The organism is Streptomyces sp. DG1A-41, assembly GCF_037055355.1.
Taxonomy (GTDB): Bacteria; Actinomycetota; Actinomycetes; order Streptomycetales; family Streptomycetaceae; genus Streptomyces.
On sequence record NZ_CP146350.1, the window covers coordinates 4,113,417 to 4,136,858 of the forward strand.

24 protein-coding genes, 1 tRNA gene and 1 pseudogene are annotated in these 23,442 nt (G+C 71.4%); 13 read left to right on the forward strand and 13 right to left on the reverse strand.

From position 1 onward, the window contains the following. Nucleotides 1-111: 111 nt before the first annotated feature. Both V8690_RS18990 and V8690_RS18995 read left to right on the forward strand, forming a co-directional pair. Nucleotides 112-687: a TerD family protein gene (locus V8690_RS18990; protein WP_010035999.1), complete on the forward strand. Its 576-nt coding sequence runs from the start codon at nt 112-114 to the stop codon at nt 685-687. A 91-nt stretch (nt 688-778) separates the two neighbouring features. Further along, nucleotides 779-1,303, forward strand: coding sequence for a GNAT family N-acetyltransferase (locus V8690_RS18995; protein WP_338780431.1), 525 nt, complete (start codon nt 779-781; stop codon nt 1,301-1,303). A 7-nt stretch (nt 1,304-1,310) separates the two neighbouring features. Here V8690_RS18995 and V8690_RS19000 read toward each other — a convergent pair whose 3' ends face one another. Continuing rightward, on the reverse strand, nt 1,311-2,750 hold the full coding sequence (locus V8690_RS19000; RefSeq protein WP_338780433.1) for a M1 family metallopeptidase: 1,440 nt from the start codon (nt 2,748-2,750) through the stop codon (nt 1,311-1,313). Here V8690_RS19000 and V8690_RS19005 point away from each other — a divergent pair. Beyond that, the gene (locus V8690_RS19005; RefSeq protein WP_338780435.1) at nt 2,740-3,240 is read left to right on the forward strand and encodes a hypothetical protein; all 501 of its coding nucleotides are present in this window, start codon (nt 2,740-2,742) and stop codon (nt 3,238-3,240) included. The genes V8690_RS19000 and V8690_RS19005 overlap by 11 nt on opposite strands. Before the next feature lie 65 nt (nt 3,241-3,305). After that, entirely contained in the window at nt 3,306-3,959 is a 654-nt protein-coding gene (locus V8690_RS19010) for a hypothetical protein (protein WP_338780437.1), read from the forward strand. Nucleotides 3,960-3,967: 8 nt separating this feature from the next. Here V8690_RS19010 and V8690_RS19015 read toward each other — a convergent pair whose 3' ends face one another. Continuing rightward, on the reverse strand, nt 3,968-4,660 hold the full coding sequence (locus V8690_RS19015) for a pentapeptide repeat-containing protein (protein ID WP_338780439.1): 693 nt from the start codon (nt 4,658-4,660) through the stop codon (nt 3,968-3,970). A gap of 211 nt (nt 4,661-4,871) precedes the next feature. On the opposite strand from V8690_RS19015, the gene V8690_RS19020 reads away from it, so the two are divergent. After that, nucleotides 4,872-5,849: a zinc-binding dehydrogenase gene (locus V8690_RS19020; RefSeq protein ID WP_338780441.1), complete on the forward strand. Its 978-nt coding sequence runs from the start codon at nt 4,872-4,874 to the stop codon at nt 5,847-5,849. 107 nt (nt 5,850-5,956) lie between these two features. Here the strand turns inward: V8690_RS19020 and V8690_RS19025 are convergent, their stop codons facing one another. Next, entirely contained in the window at nt 5,957-6,436 is a 480-nt protein-coding gene (locus V8690_RS19025; RefSeq protein ID WP_338780443.1) for a hypothetical protein, read from the reverse strand. 187 nt (nt 6,437-6,623) lie between these two features. On the opposite strand from V8690_RS19025, the gene V8690_RS19030 reads away from it, so the two are divergent. Beyond that, nucleotides 6,624-7,511 carry an aminoglycoside phosphotransferase family protein gene (locus tag V8690_RS19030; protein WP_338780444.1) on the forward strand — a complete coding sequence of 296 codons (888 nt, stop codon included), beginning with the start codon at nt 6,624-6,626 and terminating at the stop codon, nt 7,509-7,511. 3 nt (nt 7,512-7,514) lie between these two features. Continuing rightward, nucleotides 7,515-7,721: pseudogene (locus V8690_RS19035) on the forward strand (hypothetical protein); the annotation flags it as partial. A 320-nt stretch (nt 7,722-8,041) separates the two neighbouring features. Here V8690_RS19035 and V8690_RS19040 read toward each other — a convergent pair. Together V8690_RS19040 and V8690_RS19045 are read right to left on the reverse strand one after the other, a co-directional pair. Continuing rightward, nucleotides 8,042-8,115 (reverse strand) — tRNA-Thr (locus V8690_RS19040). Nucleotides 8,116-8,201: 86 nt separating this feature from the next. Further along, on the reverse strand, nt 8,202-8,618 hold the full coding sequence (locus V8690_RS19045; protein ID WP_338780446.1) for a DUF3224 domain-containing protein: 417 nt from the start codon (nt 8,616-8,618) through the stop codon (nt 8,202-8,204). 115 nt (nt 8,619-8,733) lie between these two features. On the opposite strand from V8690_RS19045, the gene V8690_RS19050 reads away from it, so the two are divergent. The 4 genes from V8690_RS19050 (at nt 8,734) to V8690_RS19065 (ending at nt 12,502) form a co-directional block, all read left to right on the forward strand. Further along, nucleotides 8,734-9,702, forward strand: coding sequence for a WYL domain-containing protein (locus V8690_RS19050; protein WP_338780448.1), 969 nt, complete (start codon nt 8,734-8,736; stop codon nt 9,700-9,702). Between the two features lie 186 nt (nt 9,703-9,888). Then, the gene (gene ugpC / locus V8690_RS19055) at nt 9,889-10,977 is read left to right on the forward strand and encodes a sn-glycerol-3-phosphate ABC transporter ATP-binding protein UgpC (protein WP_338780449.1); all 1,089 of its coding nucleotides are present in this window, start codon (nt 9,889-9,891) and stop codon (nt 10,975-10,977) included. A gap of 228 nt (nt 10,978-11,205) precedes the next feature. Next, on the forward strand, nt 11,206-11,661 hold the full coding sequence (locus tag V8690_RS19060) for a hypothetical protein (protein WP_338780451.1): 456 nt from the start codon (nt 11,206-11,208) through the stop codon (nt 11,659-11,661). A gap of 109 nt (nt 11,662-11,770) precedes the next feature. Beyond that, complete coding sequence (locus V8690_RS19065; protein WP_338780453.1) at nt 11,771-12,502, forward strand: nucleotidyltransferase family protein; 732 nt, start codon at nt 11,771-11,773, stop codon at nt 12,500-12,502. Between the two features lie 152 nt (nt 12,503-12,654). Here V8690_RS19065 and V8690_RS19070 read toward each other — a convergent pair whose 3' ends face one another. The 6 genes from V8690_RS19070 to V8690_RS19095 form a co-directional block, all read right to left on the reverse strand. Next, nucleotides 12,655-14,391: a DoxX family membrane protein gene (locus tag V8690_RS19070; protein WP_338780455.1), complete on the reverse strand. Its 1,737-nt coding sequence runs from the start codon at nt 14,389-14,391 to the stop codon at nt 12,655-12,657. A 128-nt stretch (nt 14,392-14,519) separates the two neighbouring features. Then, nucleotides 14,520-15,461 carry a 23S rRNA (guanosine(2251)-2'-O)-methyltransferase RlmB gene (gene rlmB / locus V8690_RS19075; protein ID WP_338780458.1) on the reverse strand — a complete coding sequence of 314 codons (942 nt, stop codon included), beginning with the start codon at nt 15,459-15,461 and terminating at the stop codon, nt 14,520-14,522. A gap of 97 nt (nt 15,462-15,558) precedes the next feature. Then, a complete protein-coding gene (gene cysS, locus V8690_RS19080) occupies nt 15,559-16,956 on the reverse strand; it encodes a cysteine--tRNA ligase (RefSeq protein WP_338780460.1) in 1,398 nt (465 codons plus the stop codon). Between the two features lie 44 nt (nt 16,957-17,000). Beyond that, on the reverse strand, nt 17,001-17,504 hold the full coding sequence (ispF, locus tag V8690_RS19085) for a 2-C-methyl-D-erythritol 2,4-cyclodiphosphate synthase (protein ID WP_338780463.1): 504 nt from the start codon (nt 17,502-17,504) through the stop codon (nt 17,001-17,003). After that, nucleotides 17,494-18,258: a 2-C-methyl-D-erythritol 4-phosphate cytidylyltransferase gene (gene ispD, locus V8690_RS19090; RefSeq protein WP_338780465.1), complete on the reverse strand. Its 765-nt coding sequence runs from the start codon at nt 18,256-18,258 to the stop codon at nt 17,494-17,496. The genes ispF and ispD overlap by 11 nt, the downstream gene beginning before the upstream one ends. Nucleotides 18,259-18,532: 274 nt before the next feature. Beyond that, nucleotides 18,533-19,015 (reverse strand): CarD family transcriptional regulator, encoded by a 483-nt coding sequence (locus V8690_RS19095; protein ID WP_003953493.1) that lies wholly within the window; start codon nt 19,013-19,015, stop codon nt 18,533-18,535. Nucleotides 19,016-19,611: 596 nt separating this feature from the next. Between V8690_RS19095 and V8690_RS19100 the strand changes: the two genes are divergently transcribed. After that, nucleotides 19,612-20,292 (forward strand): DUF461 domain-containing protein, encoded by a 681-nt coding sequence (locus V8690_RS19100; protein ID WP_338780466.1) that lies wholly within the window; start codon nt 19,612-19,614, stop codon nt 20,290-20,292. A 76-nt stretch (nt 20,293-20,368) separates the two neighbouring features. On the opposite strand, the gene V8690_RS19105 is transcribed toward V8690_RS19100, so the two are convergent. Both V8690_RS19105 and V8690_RS19110 read right to left on the reverse strand, forming a co-directional pair. Further along, nucleotides 20,369-21,049, reverse strand: coding sequence for a response regulator transcription factor (locus V8690_RS19105; protein WP_004929857.1), 681 nt, complete (start codon nt 21,047-21,049; stop codon nt 20,369-20,371). Further along, nucleotides 21,046-22,338: an ATP-binding protein gene (locus V8690_RS19110; RefSeq protein WP_338780468.1), complete on the reverse strand. Its 1,293-nt coding sequence runs from the start codon at nt 22,336-22,338 to the stop codon at nt 21,046-21,048. Before V8690_RS19110 ends, V8690_RS19105 begins: the two co-directional genes overlap by 4 nt. A gap of 245 nt (nt 22,339-22,583) precedes the next feature. On the opposite strand from V8690_RS19110, the gene phoU reads away from it, so the two are divergent. Further along, nucleotides 22,584-23,288, forward strand: coding sequence for a phosphate signaling complex protein PhoU (phoU, locus tag V8690_RS19115; protein ID WP_338780470.1), 705 nt, complete (start codon nt 22,584-22,586; stop codon nt 23,286-23,288). Nucleotides 23,289-23,442 lie beyond the last annotated feature (154 nt).

Genomic DNA, 23,442 nt, shown 5'->3' on the forward strand with positions numbered 1-23,442 from the left:
TATCGGGGGTAAAGAAAGTAAAGGGACCTGGAACCTCGCGTACGTCCCTCGACGTTCAGAGGGGTAGCTGTAGCTTTTGCCGTACGTAAACGAGGGAAGGGACTCCCAACAATGGCTGTAAGCCTGTCCAAGGGTGGCAACGTCTCGCTCACCAAGGAGGCTCCGGGCCTGACCGCTGTCACCGTGGGCCTCGGCTGGGACGTCCGCACCACCACCGGCACGGACTTCGACCTCGACGCGTCCGCGATCGCGGTCAACACGCAGGGCAAGGTCTACTCGGACGCCCACTTCGTGTTCTTCAACAACAAGCAGACCCCGGACAACTCGATCGTCCACACCGGTGACAACCGCACGGGTGAGGGCGCCGGCGACGACGAGGCGATCAACGTCAACCTCGCCGCCCTCCCGGCCGACATCGACAAGATCGTCTTCCCGGTCTCGATCTACGACGCCGAGAACCGCTCGCAGAACTTCGGCCAGGTGCGCAACGCCTACATCCGCATCGTCAACCAGGCCGGCGGCGCCGAGATCGCCCGCTACGACCTGTCGGAGGACGCGGCCACGGAGACGGCCATGGTCTTCGGCGAGCTGTACCGCAACGGCGCGGAGTGGAAGTTCCGCGCGGTCGGCCAGGGCTACGCCTCGGGCCTGGTCGGCATCGCCCAGGACTTCGGCGTGAACGTCTGACGGACGCCCTCAGGTGTGGCAGGAGCCCCCGGGCCGGTCGACCGGCCCGGGGGCTTCCCCGTCCTCACCCCGCCCGCGATACGTTCCCGACGTGATCCTCGACCCGCTGCTCCCACCACCCCCCGGCCAGCCCCTCCCCGAACCCCTCCTCGCCGAGCTCACAGCCCTCTACGCCTCCAACCACGCCTTCCACACCCTCACCGGCGACTTCCCCGACCGTCACGACATCGGCCCGGAGCAGGTGGCACACGCCCTGTCGGAGGAATGGAGCCGGCCCGGCACCGAGGTCCTGCTCGCCCGCAGTTTCGGCCACCTGACCGGGATCGCGATCACCCTCGCCCATCACCCCGACCCCACCGACCCGGACCCCTGGATCGGCCTTCTGCTGGTGGACGCGAGCCTGCACGGCCAGGGCCACGGCCGCCGCCTGGCCACCCTCGTGGAGGACCGCTTCCGCGCAGCGGACCGCACCGCCGTGCGCCTCGCCGTCCTCGACGACAACCCGAAGGCCCTGGCCTTCTGGACCGCCCTGGGCTACGGGGTCATCGACCATCGCGAGGACCGGCGGATGAGGCGCCCGTGTGCGGTGCTCCGCAAGGAACTCACCGCGTCCTAGCGCGCCCTCAGGGCCGCTCCGGTTTCCCCTCCCCGTACAGCCAGTCCTCCCAGATCCCGTCGAAGTCCTTCCCGGGCGCCTGCTTCTCGACGTACGCCGTGAAGTCGGCCGTGTCCGCGGTCCCGTGGCGATGGGCCGCCGCCCAGCCCCGGAGGATGTCGCCGAACACCTCGTCACCGACGGCCTGACGGACCTTGTGGAGGACCATGGCGCCGCGCTGGTAGACGGGGGCTCCGGAGATGCGCGCGGCGTCCGCGGGTCTCGCGGGCGGGAAGGACCAGAGGTCCTTGTAGGTCTTCTCCCCGTGGTCGTACAGCTCGTCGAAGGTCTCCTGCGCCGTCTCGCCGCCGTGGTCCTCCTCCCACAGCCACTCCGCGTACGTCGCGAAGCCCTCGTTGAGCCACATGTCCCGCCAGCTCTCCGGCGTCACGGAGTCGCCGTACCACTGGTGGGCGAGCTCGTGGACGAGGAGGGTGATGTCGGGGGCGCCGGGGAAGACGGGGCGGCTCTGGGTCTCCAGGGCGTAGCCGATGTCGGCCGCGCGGTCGACGATCGCGCCGGTGGAGGAGAAGGGATACGGGCCGAATCGCCGCTCCGCCCAGCGCAGGACCTCGGGGATGCGCGCGAGCACCGCGCGGCTCCCCTCCTTCTCCGCCGGGTCGACGGCCGTGTACACGGGCAGGCCGTCCCGGGTGGTGGAGCGGCTGATGTCGAAGTCGCCGATCGCGAGTGTGGCGAGGTAGCTCGCCATCGGCTCGGCGGTGCGCCAGGTGGAGGTCGTCCGGCCGCGCGTGGTCGTCTCGCCGCGCAACTCCCCGTTGGACACGGCCCGCAGCCCCCGGGGCACGGTCACCGTGAGGTCGTACGCCGCCTTGTCGGAGGGATGGTGGTTGCCGGGGAACCACGTCATCGACCCCGCCGGCTCGCCGAGCGCGAGCGCCCCGTCCGTCGTGCGCAGCCAGCCCTCCCGGGAGCCGTCCGGGTCGGTGACGGTCTCGGGCGCACCTGAGTAGCGGACCGTCACGCGGAACGTCTCGTCCCGGTCGAGGTCCTCGCGCGGCCGGACGGTGAGCTCCTGCCCGGCACGGTTCCAGCGGGCGGTCTCGCCGTCGACGGTGACCTTCCCGACCTCCAGGCCGAGCAGGTCGAGGTTGAAGGCGGAGAGGGGCTTGGTGGCCCGGGCGGTGAGGGTGGCCGTGCCGGTGAGGTGGTGTGCGTCCGGGGCGTAGTCGAGGCGCAGGCCGTAGTGGGTGACGTCGTAGCCGCCGTTGCCGGCCTTCGGGAAGTACGGGTCGCGTACGCCGGAGCCGCCCGGGGTGCCGTGGACTCCGCCGCCGCACGCGGTGACGACGAGAGCGCAGACGAGCAGGGCGGGGGCAAGAGGTACAGATCGGGCCACGGTCGCGATCCTAGGGGCGCGTGACACCATCACATCCGTGCTCGACATCGGCTACGCCCTCTCCAACCGCTTTCCCGACCCGCCGCAGACCGACTACCGCCGTGCGGACGTCCATGCCCTGCGGCACGACCTGTTCTGCGGTGACGTCTACCTGGCGGACACCGAGCAGGACCGGGAGCTGTCCACAGCCTGGGGATGGGTGCCGGTGCTCGACTTCGCGTGGGCGCTGTGCGACATCGTGGAGCGGATCGACCGGGACCCGGCGGGTTCCCGGGCGTCCCGGCCGCAGCGGGCGGAGCTGGACTTCACCGAGTCGACCGACCGGATGCTCTTCGAACGCCGCTTCGGGTGGGTGGACATCGAGGCCGACTGGATGCCGGCAAAGGAGGCTCCCCTGACCTTCTCCCACACCGAACTGCGCCGCGAGGCCCGCGACTTCCTGCACGACCTCCTGGCCGACCTCACCGACCTGCACGAGGACCTCGCCGAGAACCCGGCGATCTGGACGCTCCAGGCCCGCTTTCCCAGGGTCTGCTGAGGGCGCCGGCGACCGCGGTGACACCATCGCCCGTGATCAGTACCTGACACGGGGAGGGCGGGAGCGTGACGCAGGGGCGTGTGACCTACGGGCTGAACTACAAGGTGCACCCACCGGCCGTCGTCGGCGACGGACCGGGGCAGGGCACCTCCGTCCGGCTGTGCCGTGACCCCGGCAGTCCCGCTGCTGACCGGCTCCGCTCGCTGCGGGCCTTCGATCTGCGCGCCGAGGACGGGTCGCCGGTCGCCCGCGTGGTCACGGAACAGGCCCTGGGTTCCCGGCTGAGCGGGCGCCCGGCGGTGTACCACGTGCTGGATCCCTACGGTGCGCCGCTCGGGCGGATCACTCTGCGGCGCCGCCGCGCCTTCCGCTGGGGCCGCAAGCGCTGGACCGTCGAGCCGGTCGCCGGCCCCGCCCTCCAGGGGTACCAGGGCCGTCTGGTGTGGTGGGCGCTGTGGTGGCCCCTGGGGCTGCCCGTCTGTCTGCTGCTCCTGGTCTGGGTCCTCCTGGCGGAGGCCGATGACGGTTTCCGGCCGCCACGACGCATCATCTGGCGCGACGCCTCGCGCCGCGCCCATCTCGTCTTCCGCGCGGTGGCCGAGGACTACCGACTGCTGCGCCACGACGTGGACCCGCGGCTGATCAACGCCCTCATCGCACTGCACCAGTCCTACGACTGTCCGGAAGAGGCGGGAGCCGGGGGCTGGTACGGGAGTTGAGCGGGTGATCAGTCCTCCACCCTGATCCCCCACTGCATGGCCAGCACCGGTGCCAGGTCCAGCAGCTGGCTCGTACTGATCACCGCTCCGGCCAGCCGGTCCAGCCCCCGGCTGATCTCCAGGGACGCGGCCCCGCGCAGGTCGACGTCCTTGAGGGTCGCCGCGTGGAGGTCGGCGCCCTTCAGCGCGCAGTCCACGAACTCCACGCGCTCCAGGCGGGCACCCCCGAAGTCCGGCTCGACGAGGACGCAGCCCTCGAAGACGACGTCTCTGAGCCGGGCCATGCGCAGATTCAGATAGTCGATCTTGCCGCCGCGGATCAGCACCCGCTCCAGCACCGCCGCGTGCATCTGCGTCCCGCCGAGGCGGGCGTCGATCAGCTCGACGTCGCGCAGCGTCGCCTCGGCGAGGTTGGTGCCGACGCCCCGCACCTCCGTGAGGGACGAGTCCAGGACGGAGGCGTGCCGCAGCCGGACCTCGTCCAGCGCGCACTCCGTCAGGGCGCAGTCCATGAAGCGGGCCCCCGACCCGTCCTGCCCCGCGAAATCCGCCTCCCGGAACTCCAGCCCGTCGTAGTCCCCGTCCGGCTCCAGCTCGCCGCCCGTGAACGGCTCCAGCACCGGCAGCCGGACCTCCGCTCGCCGCGCGGCCTTCACCCGCGTACCGCCCGCACCCATACCGCCCGCCGCACTCCTCGCCATGGGCCCATGCTGCACCACACCTCTGACAACAGCCCCTCACCTGCGAGGTGACGGACCGACGGCCAGGTCGCGGCCCCGGGCGTGCCGGCGGAGGTCTCCTTCGACAGCGCCCCGACGGCGGTGTCGTTGGCGCTCGGCCGGCGGGAGCTTGACCTCAAGCAAGCTTGAGGTTGAAGGCTGGGCTCAGACCACCACGACGCGAGGAGCCCCGATGCACGCAATCCGCCTGCACGCCTTCGGCCCGGCCGAGAACCTCACCTACGAGCAGGTCGAGGACCCCCGCCCGGGCCCCGGCCAGGTCCGTGTCGCCGTACGGGCGGCGGGCGTCCACCTCCTGGACACCGCCCTGCGCGAGGGCGGACAGGGACCGGCGCCCGAGCCGACCCCGCTGCCCACCATCCCCGGCCGCGAGGTCGCCGGTGTCGTCGAGTCGCTGGGCGAGGGCGTCGCGGACCTGTGGCTCGGCAAGCGGGTCGTCGCCCACCTCGGCTTCGTCCCCGGCGGCTACGCCGAACTGGCCGTCACCGAAGTCGAACGACTGCACGAGATCCCGCGGAACCTGGACTTCGCCGAGGCCGTCGCCATGATCGGCACGGGCCGTACGACGATGGGGATCCTCCAGTTCGCCGAGCTCGGCCCCGACTCGGTGGCCGTCGTCCCGGCCGCGGCCGGCGGCATCGGCACGCTCCTCGTGCAGTACGCCAAGAACGCCGGCGCCACCGTCGTCGGCCTCGCGGGCGGGCCGGAGAAGGTCGCCCGCGTACAGGCGGGCGGCGCCGATCTCGCCGTGGACTACAAGGACCCGGTCTGGCCCGCGAAGGTCCGGGCCCACCTCGGCGGCCGGGCCGCGACCGTGGTCTTCGACGGCGTCGGCGGCGACGTGGCCCGCGAGGCCGTCGCCCTCCTCGGCCCCGGCGGCAAGCACGTCGTCTTCGGCTGGTCCGCCGAGGGCATCGACGACGGCGAGCCCTACCTCGTCGAGGGCGTCTCCGAGCAGGTCCTCGGACCCGTGATGCTCCAGAAGGCCGGCGGCCCCGACCCCGTACGCGCCCTCGAACTGCGCGCCCTGGCCGAGGCCGCCGCCGGCCTCACCCCGGCCGTACAACGCTTCCCCCTGCGCGAGGCCGCGGCCGCGCACCGCGCCCTGGAGACCCGGGGGACGATCGGAAAGGTCGTCCTGGAGCCGTGACCCCTCCGCTTCGCAGGCGTCGGCCGGGACGGCTCAGCGGGCGACCGCCTTCGTCGCCGCGCTGAACGCCGAGCCGTCCTTGTGCCCGGTGCGGTGCGCGATCACCTTCACGGAGAAACCGGCGGGCGCGGTCCCGGAGGTGGCGACCAGCTGGAGGGCCCCGGCGTTCGCGTGCGCGTCCGCCCCTGAATGCGGTGGGTGAGCGCGGCGCTCCGGGCACCCTTCGGCACCGGCAACGTCAGGCAGTCGTACTGCCCGACCGTGCTCAGCTTCCCCTTGCACCGGCCGATCTTCATCGCGACACACCCGGCGTCGGAGGCGCGGTCGAACACCACCAGCCGGTCGCGGGACGGGGAGAAGACCTTGGTGCCGAGCACCGCCGTGCAGGTGCCCGCCTCGCGGATCCGGCACGGGTCGGTGCCGGACTCGCACACGGCCCGGCCGCCGGCGTCGTACACCCGGACCGCCCCGGCCGACCGGTCCTCGTCCACGTAGGGCACGGTGTACGGCCCGGCCTTCACGGCGGAGAAGGTGTACCAGGCGTCCGTGCCGAAGTCCCGCTCCGCGCGGGAGACACTCGACAGCACCCGGCAAGGGCCGCCGGGCAGGACGCAAATCCCCCCTGGATCAGTGGCGTTGGCGAGATGCTCGCACACAGATACGACGCAGCACCCGCGACAAAGCCGAGACGCCGGGCCGGCCCGACCCCCGCCCGCCCCCGGCCCCGGCTCAATTCACATGACCCGCCCGCCCCACCCCACTACCGTGCCGAAAGTGATCGACATTCCCCGGGAACTGGCAGCATCACAAGAGAAGTACAACGGCGAGGCGGGCCGCGCCTTCATCGAGCAACTGCCGGACCTGACGGCCGGCTTCCTCGACCGCTGGGAACTGAAGCCCGACGGACCGCCCATGCACGGCGTGTCCGCCCTGGTCCTCCCGGTCCTGCGCGCCGACGGCAGCGCCGCGGTCCTCAAGCTCCAGATCCTCGACGAGGAGAGCGAGGGCGAACCGGTCGCGCTGCGCGTCTGGGACGGCGACGGAGCGGTCCGTCTCCTCGTCCACGACGAGCCCACCGGCACGATGCTGCTGGAACGCCTCGACGAGACCCGCATGCTGTCCCGCGTCCCGGACCCCCACCAGGCCGTCGTCACCATCGCCGAACTCCTCGCCCACCTCACCTCCTTCCCCGCCCCGCCCGGCATGCGCCGCCTCGGCGACATCGCCCGGGCCATGCTCGACCAGACCCCCTGGGCGCTCGACCGCATCCCCGACCCCGATGCCCGCCGCCTCGTCGCCGACTGCGCCGCCGCCGTACGCGAAGTCGTCGACGAACCGGGCGACCGGCTCCTCCACTGGGACCTCCACGACGAGAACGTCCTCGCCTCCGACCGCGCCCCCTGGCTCGCCATCGACCCCAAGCCCCTCGCCGGCGACCCCGGCTTCGAACTGTGGCCGGCCATCGACAACCGCTACGACCCCGACGACATCCTCTGGCGCTTCGACGCCATGACCGACGTCCTAGCCCTGGACCGCCCCCGCGCCCGCGCCTGGACCCTCGGCCGCCTCCTCCAGAACGCCCTGTGGGACATCGAGGACGGCCGCCCCCTGGACGACGACCAACTCGAGATCGCCCGCCGCCTGCGCGCCCACACCGCCTGATCCATGCCGCCGTTTCTCCCCGGCCTGGAGCTTTCCCACCGCTTCTGCACCGAGGCCGTACGCCCCCTCCTGGACGAGGCCCTCCCCGGCGTCCCCCGCTCCGCCGCCCGCCCCGGCAGCGGCTTGGAGGTCCTCGGCTACGACACCCCGCGCTCGGCCGACCACGAGCGGGGCCCACGCCTCCAGCTCTTCCTGCGCCCGGAGGACGCCGAGGCCCGCGGCCCCGCCCGGTTCACATCCCAACTCGGCTTCGACCCGGCCCAGGGCGTCACCACGGCGGACTGGCTGGCCACCCCACCCAACGCCTGGCCGAAACCACCGCGGACGCACTCTTCCACGACGGACTGGACCGGCTCGCCCCAGCCCGCACCCGTCCTGCGCCGGTACCCGCACCAGCTCTCGGACCCCTGGACCTCCGCTCTCTTCCCGACACCAGGGCGATCGACCAGCAGGTGGACAGCACCGATGCCCTCAGCGACGTCCGGAACGCAGAAAAGCCCAGGTCAGAGGCGATCTGACCTGGGCGGCTGAGCCCCCTGTCGGATTCGAACCGACGACCTACGCATTACAAGTGCGTTGCTCTGGCCAGCTGAGCTAAGGAGGCACGCGCACTACGACGCCGTACGCGAGGCGGCACCACTGTACACAGAGCCCGTTACCCCGAGCCACGATGTTCCGGTCCGCCCGCTCTCACTCCACCTCGTACTCGAACCGGTACGCCACAGCCGCCTCCCCCTGCCGCGCGGTGAACCCGCCCTTCCCCCTCAACCCGGACAGCTCCCCGTTCCCGGAGCCCTCCACCACCTCGAAGGCGCAGTGCACGGTTCCGTCCTCGTCGAACCACCCCCGTTCCTCGACGGCGAAGCTCCCCTCCCGCCCGTCGAGGCGGCCGGTGAGCAGTTCCATGCCGGCGAAGGAGCCGCTCTTCGGGGTGACGTAGACGATGGTGTACTCGCAGATCGTCCCGGCCGCCTCGATGCCGCCGTCGAAGGTGTTCCGGACGGAGGCGTGGGCGACCCGTGGGTTCGTGTCCTCGCTCGGGCCGATCACGCGTTCCTGCCAGTCGGCGAAGGTAAAGTGACCGGTGGTGGTGCGGGTGCCGGGCATGGGCGGTCCTTTCGGTCAGGGGCCGGTAGGCCCGTGAAGGTGTCTGGGACCACCCTGATCCCGGTACCTGACACCTTCTGTCAGGTACGCCGCCGGACGCCGCACAATGGCCTCCATGCGCGCCGACCGGCTCCTCTCCCTGCTCCTGCTGCTCCAGAACCGCGGACGCATGACCGCTCCCGAGCTCGCCTCCGAGCTGGAGGTGTCGGTGCGGACGGTCTACCGGGACGTCGAGGCACTGGGCGCGGCGGGTGTGCCGGTGTGCGCGGACCGGGGGCCCGAGGGGGGCTACCGGCTGGTCGACGGGTACCGGACGCGGCTGACCGGCCTGACCGACGCCGAGGCCGGGTCGCTGTTCCTCGCCGGGATGCCCGGCCCCGCCCGAGACCTGGGGCTGGGGGCGGTGCTGGCCAGTGCCCAGCTGAAGGTGCAGGCCGCCCTGCCCGCGGAACTGGCCGGGCAGGCGCGGCGGGTCCAGGAGCGGTTCCACCTGGATGCGCCTGCCTGGTTCCGGGAGGCCGATCCGGTGCCGTGCCTGGAGGTGGTGGCAGCGGCCGTGTGGGAGCAGCGGGTGCTGCGGACGCACTACCGGCGGTGGCGCGGCGAGGTGCACCGGGAGGTGCGGCCGCTGGGGCTCGTCCTGAAGGGCGGCATCTGGTACCTGGTCGCCCTGTCGGAGGGGGCCGTACGGACGTACCGGGTGTCGCGCGTGCTGGCCGTGGAGGACACCGGGGAGACCTTCGACCGTCCGGCCGGCTTCGACCTGGCCGCCTATTGGGAGGAGTCGTCCCGGCGCATGGAGGCCGCTGTGCAGCAGGGTGTCGCGCGGGTGCGGCTCTCGCCGCGCGGGCAGCGGCTGCTGCCGATGCAGTACGGGGCGGCGGGTGTACGGGCCCTGGAGGGCGCCGGCGCGCCGGACGGGGACGGCTGGGTGGAGGTGGAGCTGCCCGTGGAGGCGGAGGCCGTGGCGGTCGGTGATCTCCTCCGGCTCGGAGCGGAGGCGGAGGTGCTCGGGCCGCCCGGGCTGCGGCAGGCACTCGCCCGGGCGGTGGCGGTGCTGGCGGGCCGGTACGAGCAGGCATGACCGCCGCTTCGAAAATTTCCGCGAAGTTCACAGTCCCAGAGGTACTGACAGACCGGGTGAACGCCAGGTACCGTCCTGAGCCAGTTCACACGCGTGGACTACACCACAACGGAACACCCGTCGTGGCACCGCCTTCCTACTCGGATCGTCCGGCACGTTCCTGCCGGTAGAAGGGGTTCAATCATCATGGCCACTGTCTCGTTCGACAAGGCGACCCGGATCTACCCGGGTTCCACCAAGCCCGCTGTCGACGCACTCGACATCGACATCGAGGACGGCGAGTTCCTCGTCCTCGTCGGCCCGTCGGGCTGCGGCAAGTCCACCTCGCTCCGCATGCTCGCGGGGCTCGAGGACGTCAACGCCGGCGCCATCCGCATCGGCGACCGCGACGTCACCCACCTGCCGCCGAAGGACCGGGACATCGCCATGGTGTTCCAGAACTACGCGCTCTACCCGCACATGACCGTCGCCGACAACATGGGCTTCGCGCTCAAGATCGCCGGCGTCAACAAGGCGGAGATCCGGCAGAAGGTCGAGGAGGCCGCGAAGATCCTCGACCTCACCGAATACCTGGACCGCAAGCCGAAGGCGCTCTCCGGCGGTCAGCGCCAGCGTGTCGCCATGGGCCGCGCCATCGTGCGTGAGCCGCAGGTGTTCCTCATGGACGAGCCGCTGTCCAACCTGGACGCCAAGCTCCGTGTGTCCACCCGTACGCAGATCGCCTCGCTCCAGCGCCGCCTGGGCATCACCACCGTCTACGTCACCCACGACCAGGTCGAAGCCATGACGATGGGCGACCGCGTGGCGGTCCTCAAGGACGGCCTGCTCCAGCAGATCGACACCCCGCGCAACATGTACGACAGGCCCGCCAACCTCTTCGTGGCCGGCTTCATCGGCTCCCCGGCGATGAACCTCGTCGAGGTCCCGGTGACCGACGGCGGCGTGAAGTTCGGCAAGTCGGTCGTGCCGGTGCAGCGCGACGCGATCGCCGCCACCACCGACAAGACCGTCACCGTCGGTGTCCGCCCCGAGCACTTCGACGTGGCCGGCCCGGACGCCGAGCTGGGCCTCGCGGTCACCGTGAACGTCGTCGAGGAGCTGGGCGCCGACGCCTACGTCTACGGCACCGCGAAGGTCGGCGACGACTCGAAGGACCTCGTGGTCCGCGTCAGCGGCCGTGACGTCCCGGAGAAGGGCAGCACGCTGCACATCGTCCCGCGCTCCGGCGAGACCCACGTGTTCTCGACCTCCACGGGCGAGCGCCTGTCCGACTGACCCATCGGCAAACGCACGACACCGGGTGAATCACCCGGATTGACGACGAGGGCCCCGCAGCGTGCTGCGGGGCCCTTCTCGTTGTCGCTCGTTGTCGATAAATACCCCGGCAGACCGGACGTTTCGAGTGCTGTGCGTCAACGCCCTACCCAAAAACGGGCCCTCTCTCATCCCCCGAACCGGTGACTAAATGTCTACAAACCATTACCCCGCGCTACCCTCACACGCGTGAAGCACTCCACTAACCAACAGACGCGACGCGGCCGGGGCCCCGCCCGCCGGATCGGCCGCACCCTCGCTTTCGTCCTGCCCGTCGTCCTGGTGCTCTCCGGGACCCTCGCGGTCACCCGAGTCAACTGGTCGGGCAGCCCCTCCGACCCGGTGCTCACGGCCGCGGACACCAGCACGTCCGCCGTCACCCCGCGGGCCGCCAAGCGCGCCCCGCAGGACGTCCTGCGCGACAAGCTGCTCACCGAGCTCCAGGAGGAGAACCCGGGCGTCGCCCTCACCCACCTCCAGCAGGCCGTGAACGGCCGCCCGTCGCTGGCGAAGCACTGCGCGTCCATCGCCCGCGCCCTCGGCCAGGCCGCCGTCCGGGTCTACGGCCCGACGCGCGCCCAGTCCTACGCCCGCCCGGTCTGCGACACCGCCTTCGCCACAGGCGTCGCGGCCGCGCACAGCTGAGCACACCGCCCGGCTTGCCGGACGAGAGGAGTGGGAAGCCGGCAGCGACTGACACGGGAACCCTCGTCCGCTGCGGTCCGGGGCGGGACGCCACGTACAGTTCGGTCTCATGAGCGATCCGAGCGCCGCGTCCCGCCCCGTTCAAGCCGTCGTTCTGGCCGGTGGCCAGGGCTCCCGGCTCCGTCCGTACACCGACGACCGGCCCAAGCCGATGGTCGAGATCCCCGGGACGGGGACCCCGATCATCGGCCATCAGCTGTCCTGGCTCGCCGAGGAGGGCGTGACTGACGTGGTGGTCTCCTGCGGCCACCTCGCCGACGTGCTCCAGAAGTGGCTGGAGACGGCCGATCTGCCCGTCTCCGTCACCACCGTCGTGGAGTCGGAGCCCCTCGGCCGCGGCGGCGGCCTCAAGTACGCCGCCGCGCATCTGCCCCACCCGGACCAGCCCTGGTACGCCACGAACGGCGACATCTGGACCCGGTTCTCGTTGCGTGACATGGCGGACTTCCACACCGAGCGGGACGCCGTCGCGACGCTGGCCCTGGCCCGGCCGCGCCTGCCGTGGGGTGCGGTGAAGACGGACGGCTTCGGCCGCATCACGGACTTCATCGAGGCCCCGCCGTCGACTTTCGAGATCAACGCGGGCGTGTATGTCTTCTCCTCCGGGTTCGCGGGGCTGCTGCCGGACCGGGGGGACCACGAGCGCACGACGTTTCCGCGGCTGGCCCGCGAGCGGAAGCTGGCCGGGTTCACGATCCCTCAGGGGTCGTATTGGCGTGCGATCGACACGGCGAAGGATCTGACGGAGGCCGCGAAGGAGCTGGCGGCTTTGGGGCGCTGAGAGCTGTTCCCCACCCCGGCCGTACTGGGTGCGCGACCCGGCCGACCGGTCTCTTGAATCCGCTTCCCCTCCGCATCGTCCGCTCCCCCTCCGCATCGAAAGGGCCCCGCATCTCGAAGATGCGGGGCCCTTTCGATACCTGGCTCTGCCGGCTAGCCCAGCAAGCCGCCCACCAGGCCCGGCCGGCCCGTGGACGAGGAGCCCCCGCCGTCCGAGCCGCCGCCGGTCGAGCCGCCGCCGGTCGAACCCGAGCCGCCGGTGGCCGTGCCGCCGGAGCTGGGGCCGGAGGTGGTGCTCGGGGCCTGGCCGGCCGAGGAGGACTGCTGGGGCGGGGCCTGGCCCGCGCTGCCCTGGGTCTGGCTGGGCGAGCCGCCGGTGACGGTGCCGGCGTCCCGGGTGGCGCCCGGCCTGGTCGTGGTGCCCGCGCTCGGGCTGGCCGATCCGGCCGTGGTGCCCTGGGTGGGCGAGGAGGAGGAGGCCGAGGGGGTCCGCTTCTCCTGCTGCCTGCCGGGTTCTTCCGGGAGCGGGGAGCCGGGCAGTTCGTTGCGCGGTGCCTCGCCGGGGCCTGGGACGACGACCCGGTCGGCGTCACGGACCGCGCCGCCGAGCAGCGAGCCGACGAGCAGGGTGAGACCGATGGCCACGGCGGTGACGAGGGCGCCCCGGCGCAGCACGTAGCGGCGCAGGTCCCAGATGTCGGCGCGGGGGCCGAGGCGGCGCCAGGCACTGCCGGCCAGGCGGCCGTCGATGGAGTAGACGGGGGCGCCGGCGATGATCAGCGGGGACCAGGCGGCGAGGTAGATGATGTCGGGGGTCTCGTAGGCGGGGACGCTCTTCCAGCTGACGGTGACCAGCAGCGCGGCCGAGAGCAGGGCGCCGAAGGAGGCGGCCACGCGCTGCCAGCAGCCGAGGACCGTCAGGACGCCTACGATGACCTGGGCGAAGGCGATGACCAGTCCGGAGCCGACCGGGTGTTCGAGGGCGAACTGGCGCAGCGGCTCCGCGACGTCCCAGGGGTGCAGGGTGTTGAGCCACTTGACCATGGAGCCGCGCTTGCCGCCGTCGAAGTAGACCGGGTCGCACAGCTTGCCCATGCCGGCGTAAATGGAGATGAAGCCGAGGAAGACGCGCAGCGGGAGCAGGACGACGCCGAGGTTCATCCGGCGGCCCGGGTAGTAGGCGTGCCGTGCCGGGTCGTCGCCCTGGCGCTTGACGGTCCGTTCGGTGTCGTCCGCCTCGGCGACGAGCTCCTCGAACTCCCCTTCCGCGTAGGAGGGTTCGTCGTAGGCACTGCCGACCGAGCGCATGGTCGGCAGCAGCCGGGTGCCGTCGGCGGGCTCGTGCGTGCGCTGTGGGCCCACGACCGGGTGCTCGACGGTCTGGGTGAGGTCGCCCTGGTAGCCGTCGCCCTCGTAGCCGGTGCCGCCGTCGCCGGCCTCCTGGTATCCGGCGCCGTAGCCCGGGCCCTGCGGGTCGGTGTCCACACGGGAGATGACCTGGGTGGCCCCGGTGTCCGTGGCGGGCTCGTCGGGGTGGCGGACGCTCTCGTGCCGGACAGCCTGGAGGAGCCGGTGGGCGCCGGTGTCGTCGGGCGCGGATCTGCCGCTCCAGACGACGGGCCGGCGGCGGGTGGCGGCCCCGTCCGCCGCGGTCCCGGCGGTGACGACGGGGATGCGGGCGGTGTCCTCGGTGGCGTTCAAATGCCGTGCGACCCGTGGGGACTGGACGTGACGCGTCGAGACGCCCAACTGCACGCGGAAACTCGCGTGGTTGACGATGACCTGCGCCGGGTCGCTCGGCACCTTCACCATGCTCAGCGCGGGAGCGTCGTCGAGTCCCGACGAGCGGTCCCCCGTGGGTGTGCGGGGTGTTCTGGTGTCCACACTCATCTAACCGAGTGACGTCGGGATAGGACACTGCTTTGACTCGCCGGATCTGTCCGGACCCCGTCAAGCTTGTCCTTGTCGCCCCGTCGTCACCGGAATTAACCCGCACGGGTGAGATTGCGGACGTCTGTTCAGCTGCGCCGACGGGCCGCCTCGTACAGCACGATCCCCGCCGCCACACCGGCGTTGAGCGACTCGGCGCCGCCCGGCATCGGGATCCGCACCCGGAAGTCACAGGTCTCCCCGACCAGCCGGGACAGCCCCTTGCCCTCGCTGCCGACGACGATGGCGACGGGACCGCCCAGGGCCTCCAGTTCACCGAGTTCGACCTCGCCGTCGGCGGCCAGACCGACGACCACGATGCCGGCCTTCTTGTACGCCTCCAGCGCGCGCGTCAGGTTGGTGGCGCGGGCGACGGGCGTACGGGCGGCCGCACCGGCGGACGTCTTCCAGGCACCCGCCGTCATCCCGGCGGCCCGCCGCTCGGGTACGACGACGCCGTGCCCGCGGAAGGCGGACACGGAGCGGACGACCGCGCCGAGGTTGCGCGGGTCGGTGACACCGTCGAGCGCGACGATCAGCGGGTCCTCGCCGGCGTCGAGGGCGGCGTCGGCGAGGTCCTGCGGGTGGGCGTACTCGTACGGCGGGACCTGGAGCACGAGTCCCTGGTGGTTCAGCCCGTTCGTCATCCGGTCGAGCTCGGGGCGCGGCGCCTCCATGAGGTTGATGCCGCCGCGCTCGGCGGCGAGCTGGAGTGCCTCACGGACGCGCTCGTCGTTGTCGATGAACTGCTGGACGTACAGCGTGGAAGCGGGCACGCCGTCGCGCAGCGCCTCGTAGACCGGGTTGCGGCCGACGACCAGCTCGGACGTGGACTTGCCGCCGCGGCCCCGGGGCGCGGGGCGGCGGGCTGTCTGCCGCGCCTTGGCGCCCGCGACACGGTTCTTCTTGTGTCCCTTGCGCATCTCGGCGGGCGGAGTGGGGCCCTTGCCCTCCAAGCCCTTGCGCCGCTGGCCGCCACTGCCGACCTGCGCGCCCTTCTTGCCGGACATGCGGCGGTTGTTGGCTGCCATGACCTACCTGTCTGTGGGTGCGGTGACGTACTACGTCTATGAAGTGTGCCGCCCGGAGGCCCGGGCGGCACAATCGATCTTCCGGATCGCGGTCGGGTCAGCGCGGTCCGAGGCTCCAGCGCGGCCCTTGCGGGCTGTCCTCGATGACCAGGCCGGACTGGCTCAGCTGGTCGCGGATGGCGTCCGCGGTGGTCCAGTCCTTGCGGGACCGGGCGGCCTCGCGCTGGTCGAGGACCATGCGGACCAGCGTGTCGACCACGCCGTGCAGATCGGCGCCGCGGTCGGTCTCCCCGGCCCAGTGGGCGTCGAGCGGGTCGAGCCCGAGGACGCCGAGCATGGCACGGACCTCAGCGAGCCGGGCCACCGCGGCTTCCTTGTCGTCGGCGGCCAGCGCGCTGTTGCCCTGCCGGACCGTGGTGTGCACCACGGCGAGCGCCTGCGGCACGCCCAGGTCGTCGTCCATCGCCTCGGCGAAGGCCAGCGGCACCTCGGCGGCCGGCTCGACGGCACCGGCCTTCTCCACCACGCGCTGCACGAAGCCCTCGATCCGCGCGAACGCCGACTCGGCCTCGCGCAGCGCCTCCTCGCTGTACTCGATCATCGAGCGGTAGTGCGGGGTGCCGAGGTAGTAGCGCAGCACGATGGGCCGCCAGCGCTTGACCATCTCGCTGACCAGGACCGAGTTGCCGAGCGACTTGGACATCTTCTCGCCGCTCATGGTGACCCAGGCGTTGTGCACCCAGTACCGGGCGAACTCGTCGCCGTAGGCCTTGGCCTGGGCGATCTCGTTCTCGTGGTGCGGGAAGACCAGGTCGAGGCCGCCGCCGTGGATGTCGAAGGCGGTGCCGAGGTACTTGTGCGCCATCGCCGAGCACTCCAGGTGCCAGCCGGGGCGCCCGCGCCCCCACGGCGTCTCCCAGCTGGGCTCCCCCGGCTTCGCCGCCTTCCACATCGCGAAGTCCCGCGGGTCGCGCTTGCCGGTCTCGCCGGCGCCGGACGGCTGCTGGAGGTTGTCCAGCTCCTGGTTGGACAGCGCCAGGTACTCCGGGAAGGAGCGCACGTCGAAGTAGACGTTGCCGTCGGCCTCGTAGGCGTGCCCGCGCTCGATGAGGCCGCGCATCATCTCGACCATCTCGGTCACGTGGCCCGTGGCGCGCGGCTCGTAGGTCGGCGGCAGGCAGCCGAGGGCGTGGTAGCCGTCGTTGAACGCGCGCTCGTTCTCGTAGCCGATGGCCCACCAGGGGCGGTTCTGGTCGGCCGACTTGGTGATGATCTTGTCGTCGATGTCCGTGACGTTCCGCACGAAGGTGACGTCGTAGCCGCGGTACGCGAACCAGCGGCGCAGGATGTCGAAGTTCAGACCCGACCGGATGTGCCCGATGTGGGGTGCGGCCTGCACGGTGGCACCGCACAGGTAGATCGAGACACAACCCGGCTTGAGCGGGGAGAAGTCACGGATCTGCCGGGCGCTGGTGTCGTACAGGCGAATAGTCACGGGACCAGGGTAGTAGGCCGTGGGGGTGCGTGGGGCAGCGCCTTTCACCCGACTCGCACGACCAGCGCCGTGGCCACCGCCATCAGGCCCTCTTCGCGTCCCGGGAAGCCCAGCCCGTCCGTGGTCGCGCCGGACACCGACACCGGTGCTCCCGCCGCCTCCGACAGGAGCTTCTGCGCCTCGTCCCGCCGTTTGCCGATCTTCGGCCTCGGGCCCACGACCTGTACGGCGATGTTGCCGATGCGGAAGCCCGCCTCGCGGACGATCCGGGCCGCCTCCGTCAGCAGCGTGATGCCGGACGCCCCGGACCACTCGGGGCGGCCCGTGCCGAAGTGCTGGCCGAGGTCGCCGAGGCCGGCCGCCGAGAACAGCGCGTTGCACGCGGCGTGCGCGACGACGTCCGCGTCCGAGTGGCCGGCCAGGCCCGGACCCTCGCCCTCCCACTTCAGGCCGGCGCACCACAGCTCGCGGCCCTCCTCGAAGGCGTGGATGTCGGTGCCGATGCCCACCTGGGGCAGCGGCATCCCGGGCGTCGCGTCAGAAGCCATCGTTGAGCCTCCGGCGGGCCAGGACCGCCTCCGCCAGCACCAGGTCCAGTGGCCGGGTGACCTTGAACGCCTCCTCATGACCGGGCACCGCGACGACCGTGAGGCCGAGCTGCTCGACCATGCCGGCGTCGTCGGTGACGTCGCCGGTGACCGTCTCGTGCGCCCGGACCAGCGTCGCCCGGTCGAAGCCCTGCGGCGTCTGCACCGCCCGCAGCCGCGCGCGATCCGGCGTCGCGACGACCGGCTCGGGTTCGCCGGGCGCCTGGGCGGGCTCGACCTGCTTGACGGTGTCGGCGAGCGGCAGCGCCGGGACCACGGCCGGGGCGCCCTCGCGTACGGCCTCGATCACGGCGTCGACCGTGTCCACCGGCACCAGCGGCCGGGCCGCGTCGTGCACCAGCACGATGTCGTGGCCGGGCGGCAGCGCGTCCAGGCCGAGTCTCACGGACTCCTGGCGGGTCTGCCCGCCCGGTACGACGAGGAAGTCGGTCCGCTCGGGCAGCGCGTGCGCGTCGAGCAGCGACCTGACCTCGGCGGCACCGCCGGGCGGGGCCACGACGACGACCAGCGAGACGGCGCGGGAGGCGGCCATCGCGCGGACCGCGTGGATGAGCATGGGGGTGCCGCCCAACGCGCGGAGCGCCTTGGGGGCGCCCGGGCCGAGCCGTACACCACGGCCGGCGGCCGGGATCACGGCCGCCGTACGGGCTGCCGAGGAGGCGGTCGGCGGCGAGGGGCGCGAATCGTCAGACATCGGTTCCTGTCAGGTTTGTGTGTTGCCCTGGACTGGGTATGGCCTGGAGGAGTGCCGGGCGCGACGCGCTCGACCGGACCCTTCCGTGACGCTGGTCGAGCCGGCTGCCCGGGCCCGGCACGCCAAGCACCGGATCGTGAGTGATAACACATCCGGCGGTGACGGCGCATTCGGCGTCCGAGTACGAACATGCCGCAGCGCCCGGCGACAGAAGAATCGTCATCGGGCACCGCGGCATTTCGATGTTGCTGAGTGCTGAGCGACAGGCTTCGCCTCAGGAGGCGAGAACCTCGTCGAGCAGGGCCTCGGCCTTGTCCTCGTTGGTGTTCTCCGCGAGAGCCAACTCGCTCACCAGAATCTGGCGGGCCTTGGCGAGCATGCGCTTCTCACCGGCGGAGAGTCCGCGCTCGCGCTCACGACGCCACAGGTCACGCACCACTTCCGCGACCTTGATGACATCGCCCGAGGCGAGCTTCTCCAGGTTTGCCTTGTAACGACGGGACCAGTTCGTGGGCTCCTCGGCGTACGGCGCGCGCAGCACCTCGAAGACACGGTCCAGCCCGTCCTGACCGACCACATCACGCACGCCGACGAACTCCGCATTGTCCGCTGGCACACGGACTGTCAGGTCACCCTGGGCGACCTTCAGCACCAAGTAGGTCTTGTCCACGCCTTTGATCTGGCGAGTTTCGATAGCCTCGATCAGCGCGGCCCCGTGATGGGGATAGACCACGGTGTCGCCAACCTTGAACGTCATGTGACAGGTACCCCTTCCGTGGCTATCCAGGGTAACACGGAAACTGCGGGTTCTGAATGGCGTTTTCGCAGGTCAGGGCATATCTCGGGGCTTGACAAGTCCAACAGGGACGTGCTTCGGACAGGGAGTGGAAGAAGGTATTCGCAGGTCGGAGCGGCTCTCCGGGCCGAGGGAAACGCGTACGTTACACACATCCGGAGCCTCCTCCAAGTGGCCGAACATCCCCATATGTCCGGTTCCGTATGGTCGACTTCCGCTACTCCGTTCGGCGGCCCGGGCCGGGTTCCGGTCGAATCCGGAATTGATCATCGGACGTCCGGACGGGCCGCCGGTGATCAATTCCCAGGTGGTCCGCACATTCCTTCACGGAAATTTTGCGCTGCTGCCCGGAGGCTCTCCGGAGGCTCTTATGTGAATGCCGGACGAGCACCCCGTCAATGTGACCCAGGAGTCACTGCGACTCACGTGGGAGCACAGGTGCCGGGGGGTCGGGTGCGGCCGCGCGGGAACGGCTCGGTAACCTGAGCCCCGCTGACAGACACTTAGGGCGGCTTTATCGGCCGCTCCGCTTCTCGAGTCAAGGAGTTGCCGCCGCCGTGAGCAGCAGCCTTCGACGCGGCGTCCTCGCCGCTGCCGCCATCGCGTTCTCCGTCGCCTCGCTCGCCGCGTGCGGTGCCGGCAACAACGCGCAGACCCTCGAGATCAAGCCGGACAACGCGGCGACGAGCGTCGGCAACATCAAGATCCAGAACGCGATCGTGATCACGCAGCCCGACCTCGAGTCGACCGGCCCCGCCGCGATCTCCGCCACCTTCTTCAACTCCGGCAGCACCGCCGAGACTCTGGAGTCCATCACCCTCCCCGGCACCGACAAGACGGCCGAGCTCAAGCCCGCCAAGGGCGGCAGCCTGAGCATCCCGGCCGGCGGCAGCCTGATCCTGGGCGGCAAGGACAACGCCACGGCCATGCTGCCGAGCAGCCGCGAGGCCGTCCAGGACGGCAACGCCCAGAAGGTCACCTTCACCTTCAGCAAGACGGGTGACGTGACCCTGCGCGCGTTCGTCGTGCCCGCCGAGCACTACTTCGCCGAGTGGGGCCCGACCGAGGTGCCGGCCGCGCCGGGCGCCTCCGGCTCCCCCTCCGGGACGCCGGCCGACGGCGCCTCGGGCTCGCCCGCCGGGACCGAGAGCCCCGCCGCCGGCGAGACCCCGGGCGGCCACGCGTCGCCGGGCACGCCGACCGACGCGGCGTCCGCGAGCGCGGGCGCCGGGCACTGAGCCTGCGCGGCAGTCGTACGAGAGGGCGGGATCTCCTGGGAGATCCCGCCCTTCGCGTTCGTCGTGCGCGGCCGACTTACGGCTCGAACTTGTAGCCCAGGCCGCGGACCGTCACCAGGTAGCGCGGGGCGCCCGGGTCCGGCTCGATCTTGGCGCGCAGGCGCTTGACGTGGACGTCGAGGGTCTTGGTGTCACCGACGTAGTCGGCGCCCCAGACGCGGTCGATGAGCTGCATACGGGTCAGCACCCGGCCGGCGTTGCGCAGCAGCATCTCCAGCAGGTCGAACTCCTTCAGCGGCAGGTCGACCTTGGTGCCGCCGACGGTGACCACGTGCCGGTCCACGTCCATACGGACCGGGCCGGCCTCCAGCGCGGCCGGGGTCACCTCCTCCGGCTCGCCGCGGCGGCGCAGCACGGCCCGGATACGGGCGACCAGCTCGCGCGAGGAGAACGGCTTGGTGACGTAGTCGTCGGCTCCTATCTCCAGGCCGACGACCTTGTCGATCTCGCTGTCCTTGGCGGTCACCATGATGACGGGGACGTTGGAGCGGCCGCGCAGTTGGCGGCACACCTCGGTGCCCGGCAGGCCGGGCAGCATCAGGTCGAGGAGGACGAGGTCGGCGCCGTTGCGCTCGAACTCGTCGAGTCCGTCGGGCCCGGTGGTCGCGACGGCGACCTCGAAGCCCTCCTTGCGGAGCATGTACGACAGGGCGTCGGAGAAGGACTCCTCGTCCTCGACGACGAGCACACGGGTCACGGAAGGACCTCCGGGGCAGGAAGCGTTTCGTACGCGGTTGAATCGGGGGATGTGGGGGTGGACCGCCCGGCCTCCTCGTCGAGGCCCGCGCCTCCTGCGCGTTCTGATCGGGCGGGCTGCTGATGTGCGCGGTCGCGGGCCGCACCGGCCTCCGGCAGCCGCAGGGTGAAGGTGGAGCCCTGGCCTTCGGCGCTCCACACCGTGACCTCCCCGCCGTGCGAGGCGGCCACGTGCTTCACGATCGCCAGTCCTAGTCCCGTACCGCCGGTGGCACGGGAGCGGGCCGGGTCGACACGGTAGAAGCGCTCGAAGATGCGCTCCTTGTCCTTGTCGGAGATGCCGATGCCCTGGTCGGTGACGGCGATCTCGATGTGTTCCCCGCCGGGCGCGTTCACCCTGCGGGCCGCTATGCCGACGCGGGTGCGGGCGGGCGAGTAGTTGACCGCGTTCTCGACGAGGTTGCCGAGGGCGGCGGCGAGCTGGCCGCGGTTGCCCCACACGTGCAGGTCGGCGGTGCCGCCCGCGGCCATGGTGATCTGTTTGGTGCCGGCCTGGTGCCGGCAGCGGTCGATGGCCTCGGCCACGAGCTCGTCGACGCGCACGGGCTCTGCGTCCTCCAGCGGATCGTCGTTCTGCACCCGCGACAGGTCGATGAGCTCCTGGACCAGGCTGGTGAGCCGGGTGGCCTCTATCTGCATGCGCCCGGCGAACCGCTCGACGGCCTCGGGGTCGTCGGAGGCGTCCATGACGGCCTCGGACAGCAGGGAGAGGGCGCCGACGGGCGTCTTCAGCTCGTGGCTCACGTTGGCGACGAAGTCGCGCCGCACCGCCTCGATCCGGCGGGCCTCGGTGAGGTCCTCCACCAGCAGCAGCACCAGCCGGGAGCCGAGCGGCGCGACCCGCGCGGAGACGGCCAGGGCCTCTCCGCGTCCGGTCCCGCGCCGCGGCAGGTCCAGCTCGACCTGGCGTATCTCCCCGTCGCGCCGGGTGTCCCGGGCCATCTGGAGCATCGGCTCGACGGCGAGCTTTCCGCCGCGGACCAGGCCGAGGGCGTACGCCGCCGAGCTGGCCTTGACCACCGCGTCCGCCTCGTCGAGCACGACGGCGGAGGACCTGAGGACCGACAGGACGGTGTCCACGCCCGGTGGCAGCACCGGATCCGTGTGCAGCGAGGTGCGTGTGGGGCGCTTCTGTTCACGCTCACTCCAGCGGAACGCCAGCATGGCGATGACGCCGGTGAGCACCCCGGCGATCGCTGCCACTGCGGCGACCGCCGCGTTCACGTCCATGCACCCAGGTTAGGCATGGGTCGGCCGCGGGCCACAGCCGTCGGGCTACGAGCTCGAACACTCGTCGCCCAGAGTTCACCTTGGAGCCAGTATTGGTTCATTTGGGATGACGGAAACGGACGCGTACGGGCCGGAACGTGGGAGCGTGGGGTTCGGACCTTCGGTAACACGACGGTCGTACCGCCGGTTGTTCGGTGGGCCCCGGCCCCAGAACCCCCGACACAGACGCACGAGAGGGAAGCCTGATGCGGGACGCGTACCACGAGGAACTGGACTCGATCGGCGACGGTCTGGTGGAGATGGCCCGGCTGGTCGGCTCGGCGATCGGGCGCGCCACCACCGCCATGCTCGACTCCGACCTGAAGCTGGCCGAGAACGTCATCGAGGCCGACCAGAAGGTCGACGAGCTCCAGCACGACCTGGAGGCCCGGGCGATAGCCCTGCTGGCGCGGCAGCAGCCGGTGGCGACGGACCTGCGCATCGTCGTCACGTCGCTGCGCATGTCGGCCGACCTGGAGCGCTCGGGCGACCTCGCCCAGCACGTGGCGAAGCTCGCGCGCCTGCGCTACCCGGACCGCGCGGTCCCGAGCGACCTGCACGCCACCATCCTGGAGATGGGCCAGCTCGCCCAGCGCCTGATGGCCAAGGCCGCCGAGGTGATCATCACCAAGGACGTCGACCTGGCGCTCCAGCTGGAGCAGGACGACGACGCGATGGACCTGCTGCACCGCACTCTCTTCCAGCACCTGATGGACGACCGCTGGAAGCACGGCATCGAGACGGCCGTGGACGTGACGCTGCTCGGCCGCTACTACGAGCGGTTCGCCGACCACGCGGTCTCGGTCGCCAAGCGTGTGGTGTACCTGGTGACGGGTGAGCACGCGGACGAGCTCCAGTCGGCGGACGTGCAGCCGGAGATCCAGGCGGTGACGGGGTCGGAGAGCGCCTGAGCTTCGGTCCTGTTCTTCCTCCTCGGTCTGCTCGGTCCTGCTCCGGCGTGAAAGGGCCGGGCGGGGATCGGCCGGGGCGCGCGGGCGCCTCTGTGCGCCGTTGATGCGCCCAGCGGAACGGGCATCCAATGGGCACAGGCACCAGTCTCGAGGA

Excerpts from the sequence above, each read along its gene's own strand:
- V8690_RS18990 (WP_010035999.1), top strand. The coding sequence starts at position 112 with ATGGCTGTAAGCCTGTCCAAGGGTGGCAACGTCTCGCTCACCAAGGAG.
- V8690_RS19000 (WP_338780433.1), bottom strand. The coding sequence starts at position 2,750 with ATGTCGAGCACGGATGTGATGGTGTCACGCGCCCCTAGGATCGCGACC.
- V8690_RS19015 (WP_338780439.1), bottom strand. The coding sequence starts at position 4,660 with ATGGCGAGGAGTGCGGCGGGCGGTATGGGTGCGGGCGGTACGCGGGTG.
- V8690_RS19020 (WP_338780441.1), top strand. The coding sequence starts at position 4,872 with ATGCACGCAATCCGCCTGCACGCCTTCGGCCCGGCCGAGAACCTCACC.
- V8690_RS19045 (WP_338780446.1), bottom strand. The coding sequence starts at position 8,618 with ATGCCCGGCACCCGCACCACCACCGGTCACTTTACCTTCGCCGACTGG.
- V8690_RS19050 (WP_338780448.1), top strand. The coding sequence starts at position 8,734 with ATGCGCGCCGACCGGCTCCTCTCCCTGCTCCTGCTGCTCCAGAACCGC.
- ugpC (WP_338780449.1), top strand. The coding sequence starts at position 9,889 with ATGGCCACTGTCTCGTTCGACAAGGCGACCCGGATCTACCCGGGTTCC.
- V8690_RS19065 (WP_338780453.1), top strand. The coding sequence starts at position 11,771 with ATGAGCGATCCGAGCGCCGCGTCCCGCCCCGTTCAAGCCGTCGTTCTG.
- V8690_RS19070 (WP_338780455.1), bottom strand. The coding sequence starts at position 14,391 with ATGAGTGTGGACACCAGAACACCCCGCACACCCACGGGGGACCGCTCG.
- rlmB (WP_338780458.1), bottom strand. The coding sequence starts at position 15,461 with ATGGCAGCCAACAACCGCCGCATGTCCGGCAAGAAGGGCGCGCAGGTC.
- ispF (WP_338780463.1), bottom strand. The coding sequence starts at position 17,504 with ATGGCTTCTGACGCGACGCCCGGGATGCCGCTGCCCCAGGTGGGCATC.
- ispD (WP_338780465.1), bottom strand. The coding sequence starts at position 18,258 with ATGTCTGACGATTCGCGCCCCTCGCCGCCGACCGCCTCCTCGGCAGCC.
- V8690_RS19095 (WP_003953493.1), bottom strand. The coding sequence starts at position 19,015 with ATGACGTTCAAGGTTGGCGACACCGTGGTCTATCCCCATCACGGGGCC.
- V8690_RS19110 (WP_338780468.1), bottom strand. The coding sequence starts at position 22,338 with ATGGACGTGAACGCGGCGGTCGCCGCAGTGGCAGCGATCGCCGGGGTG.
- phoU (WP_338780470.1), top strand. The coding sequence starts at position 22,584 with ATGCGGGACGCGTACCACGAGGAACTGGACTCGATCGGCGACGGTCTG.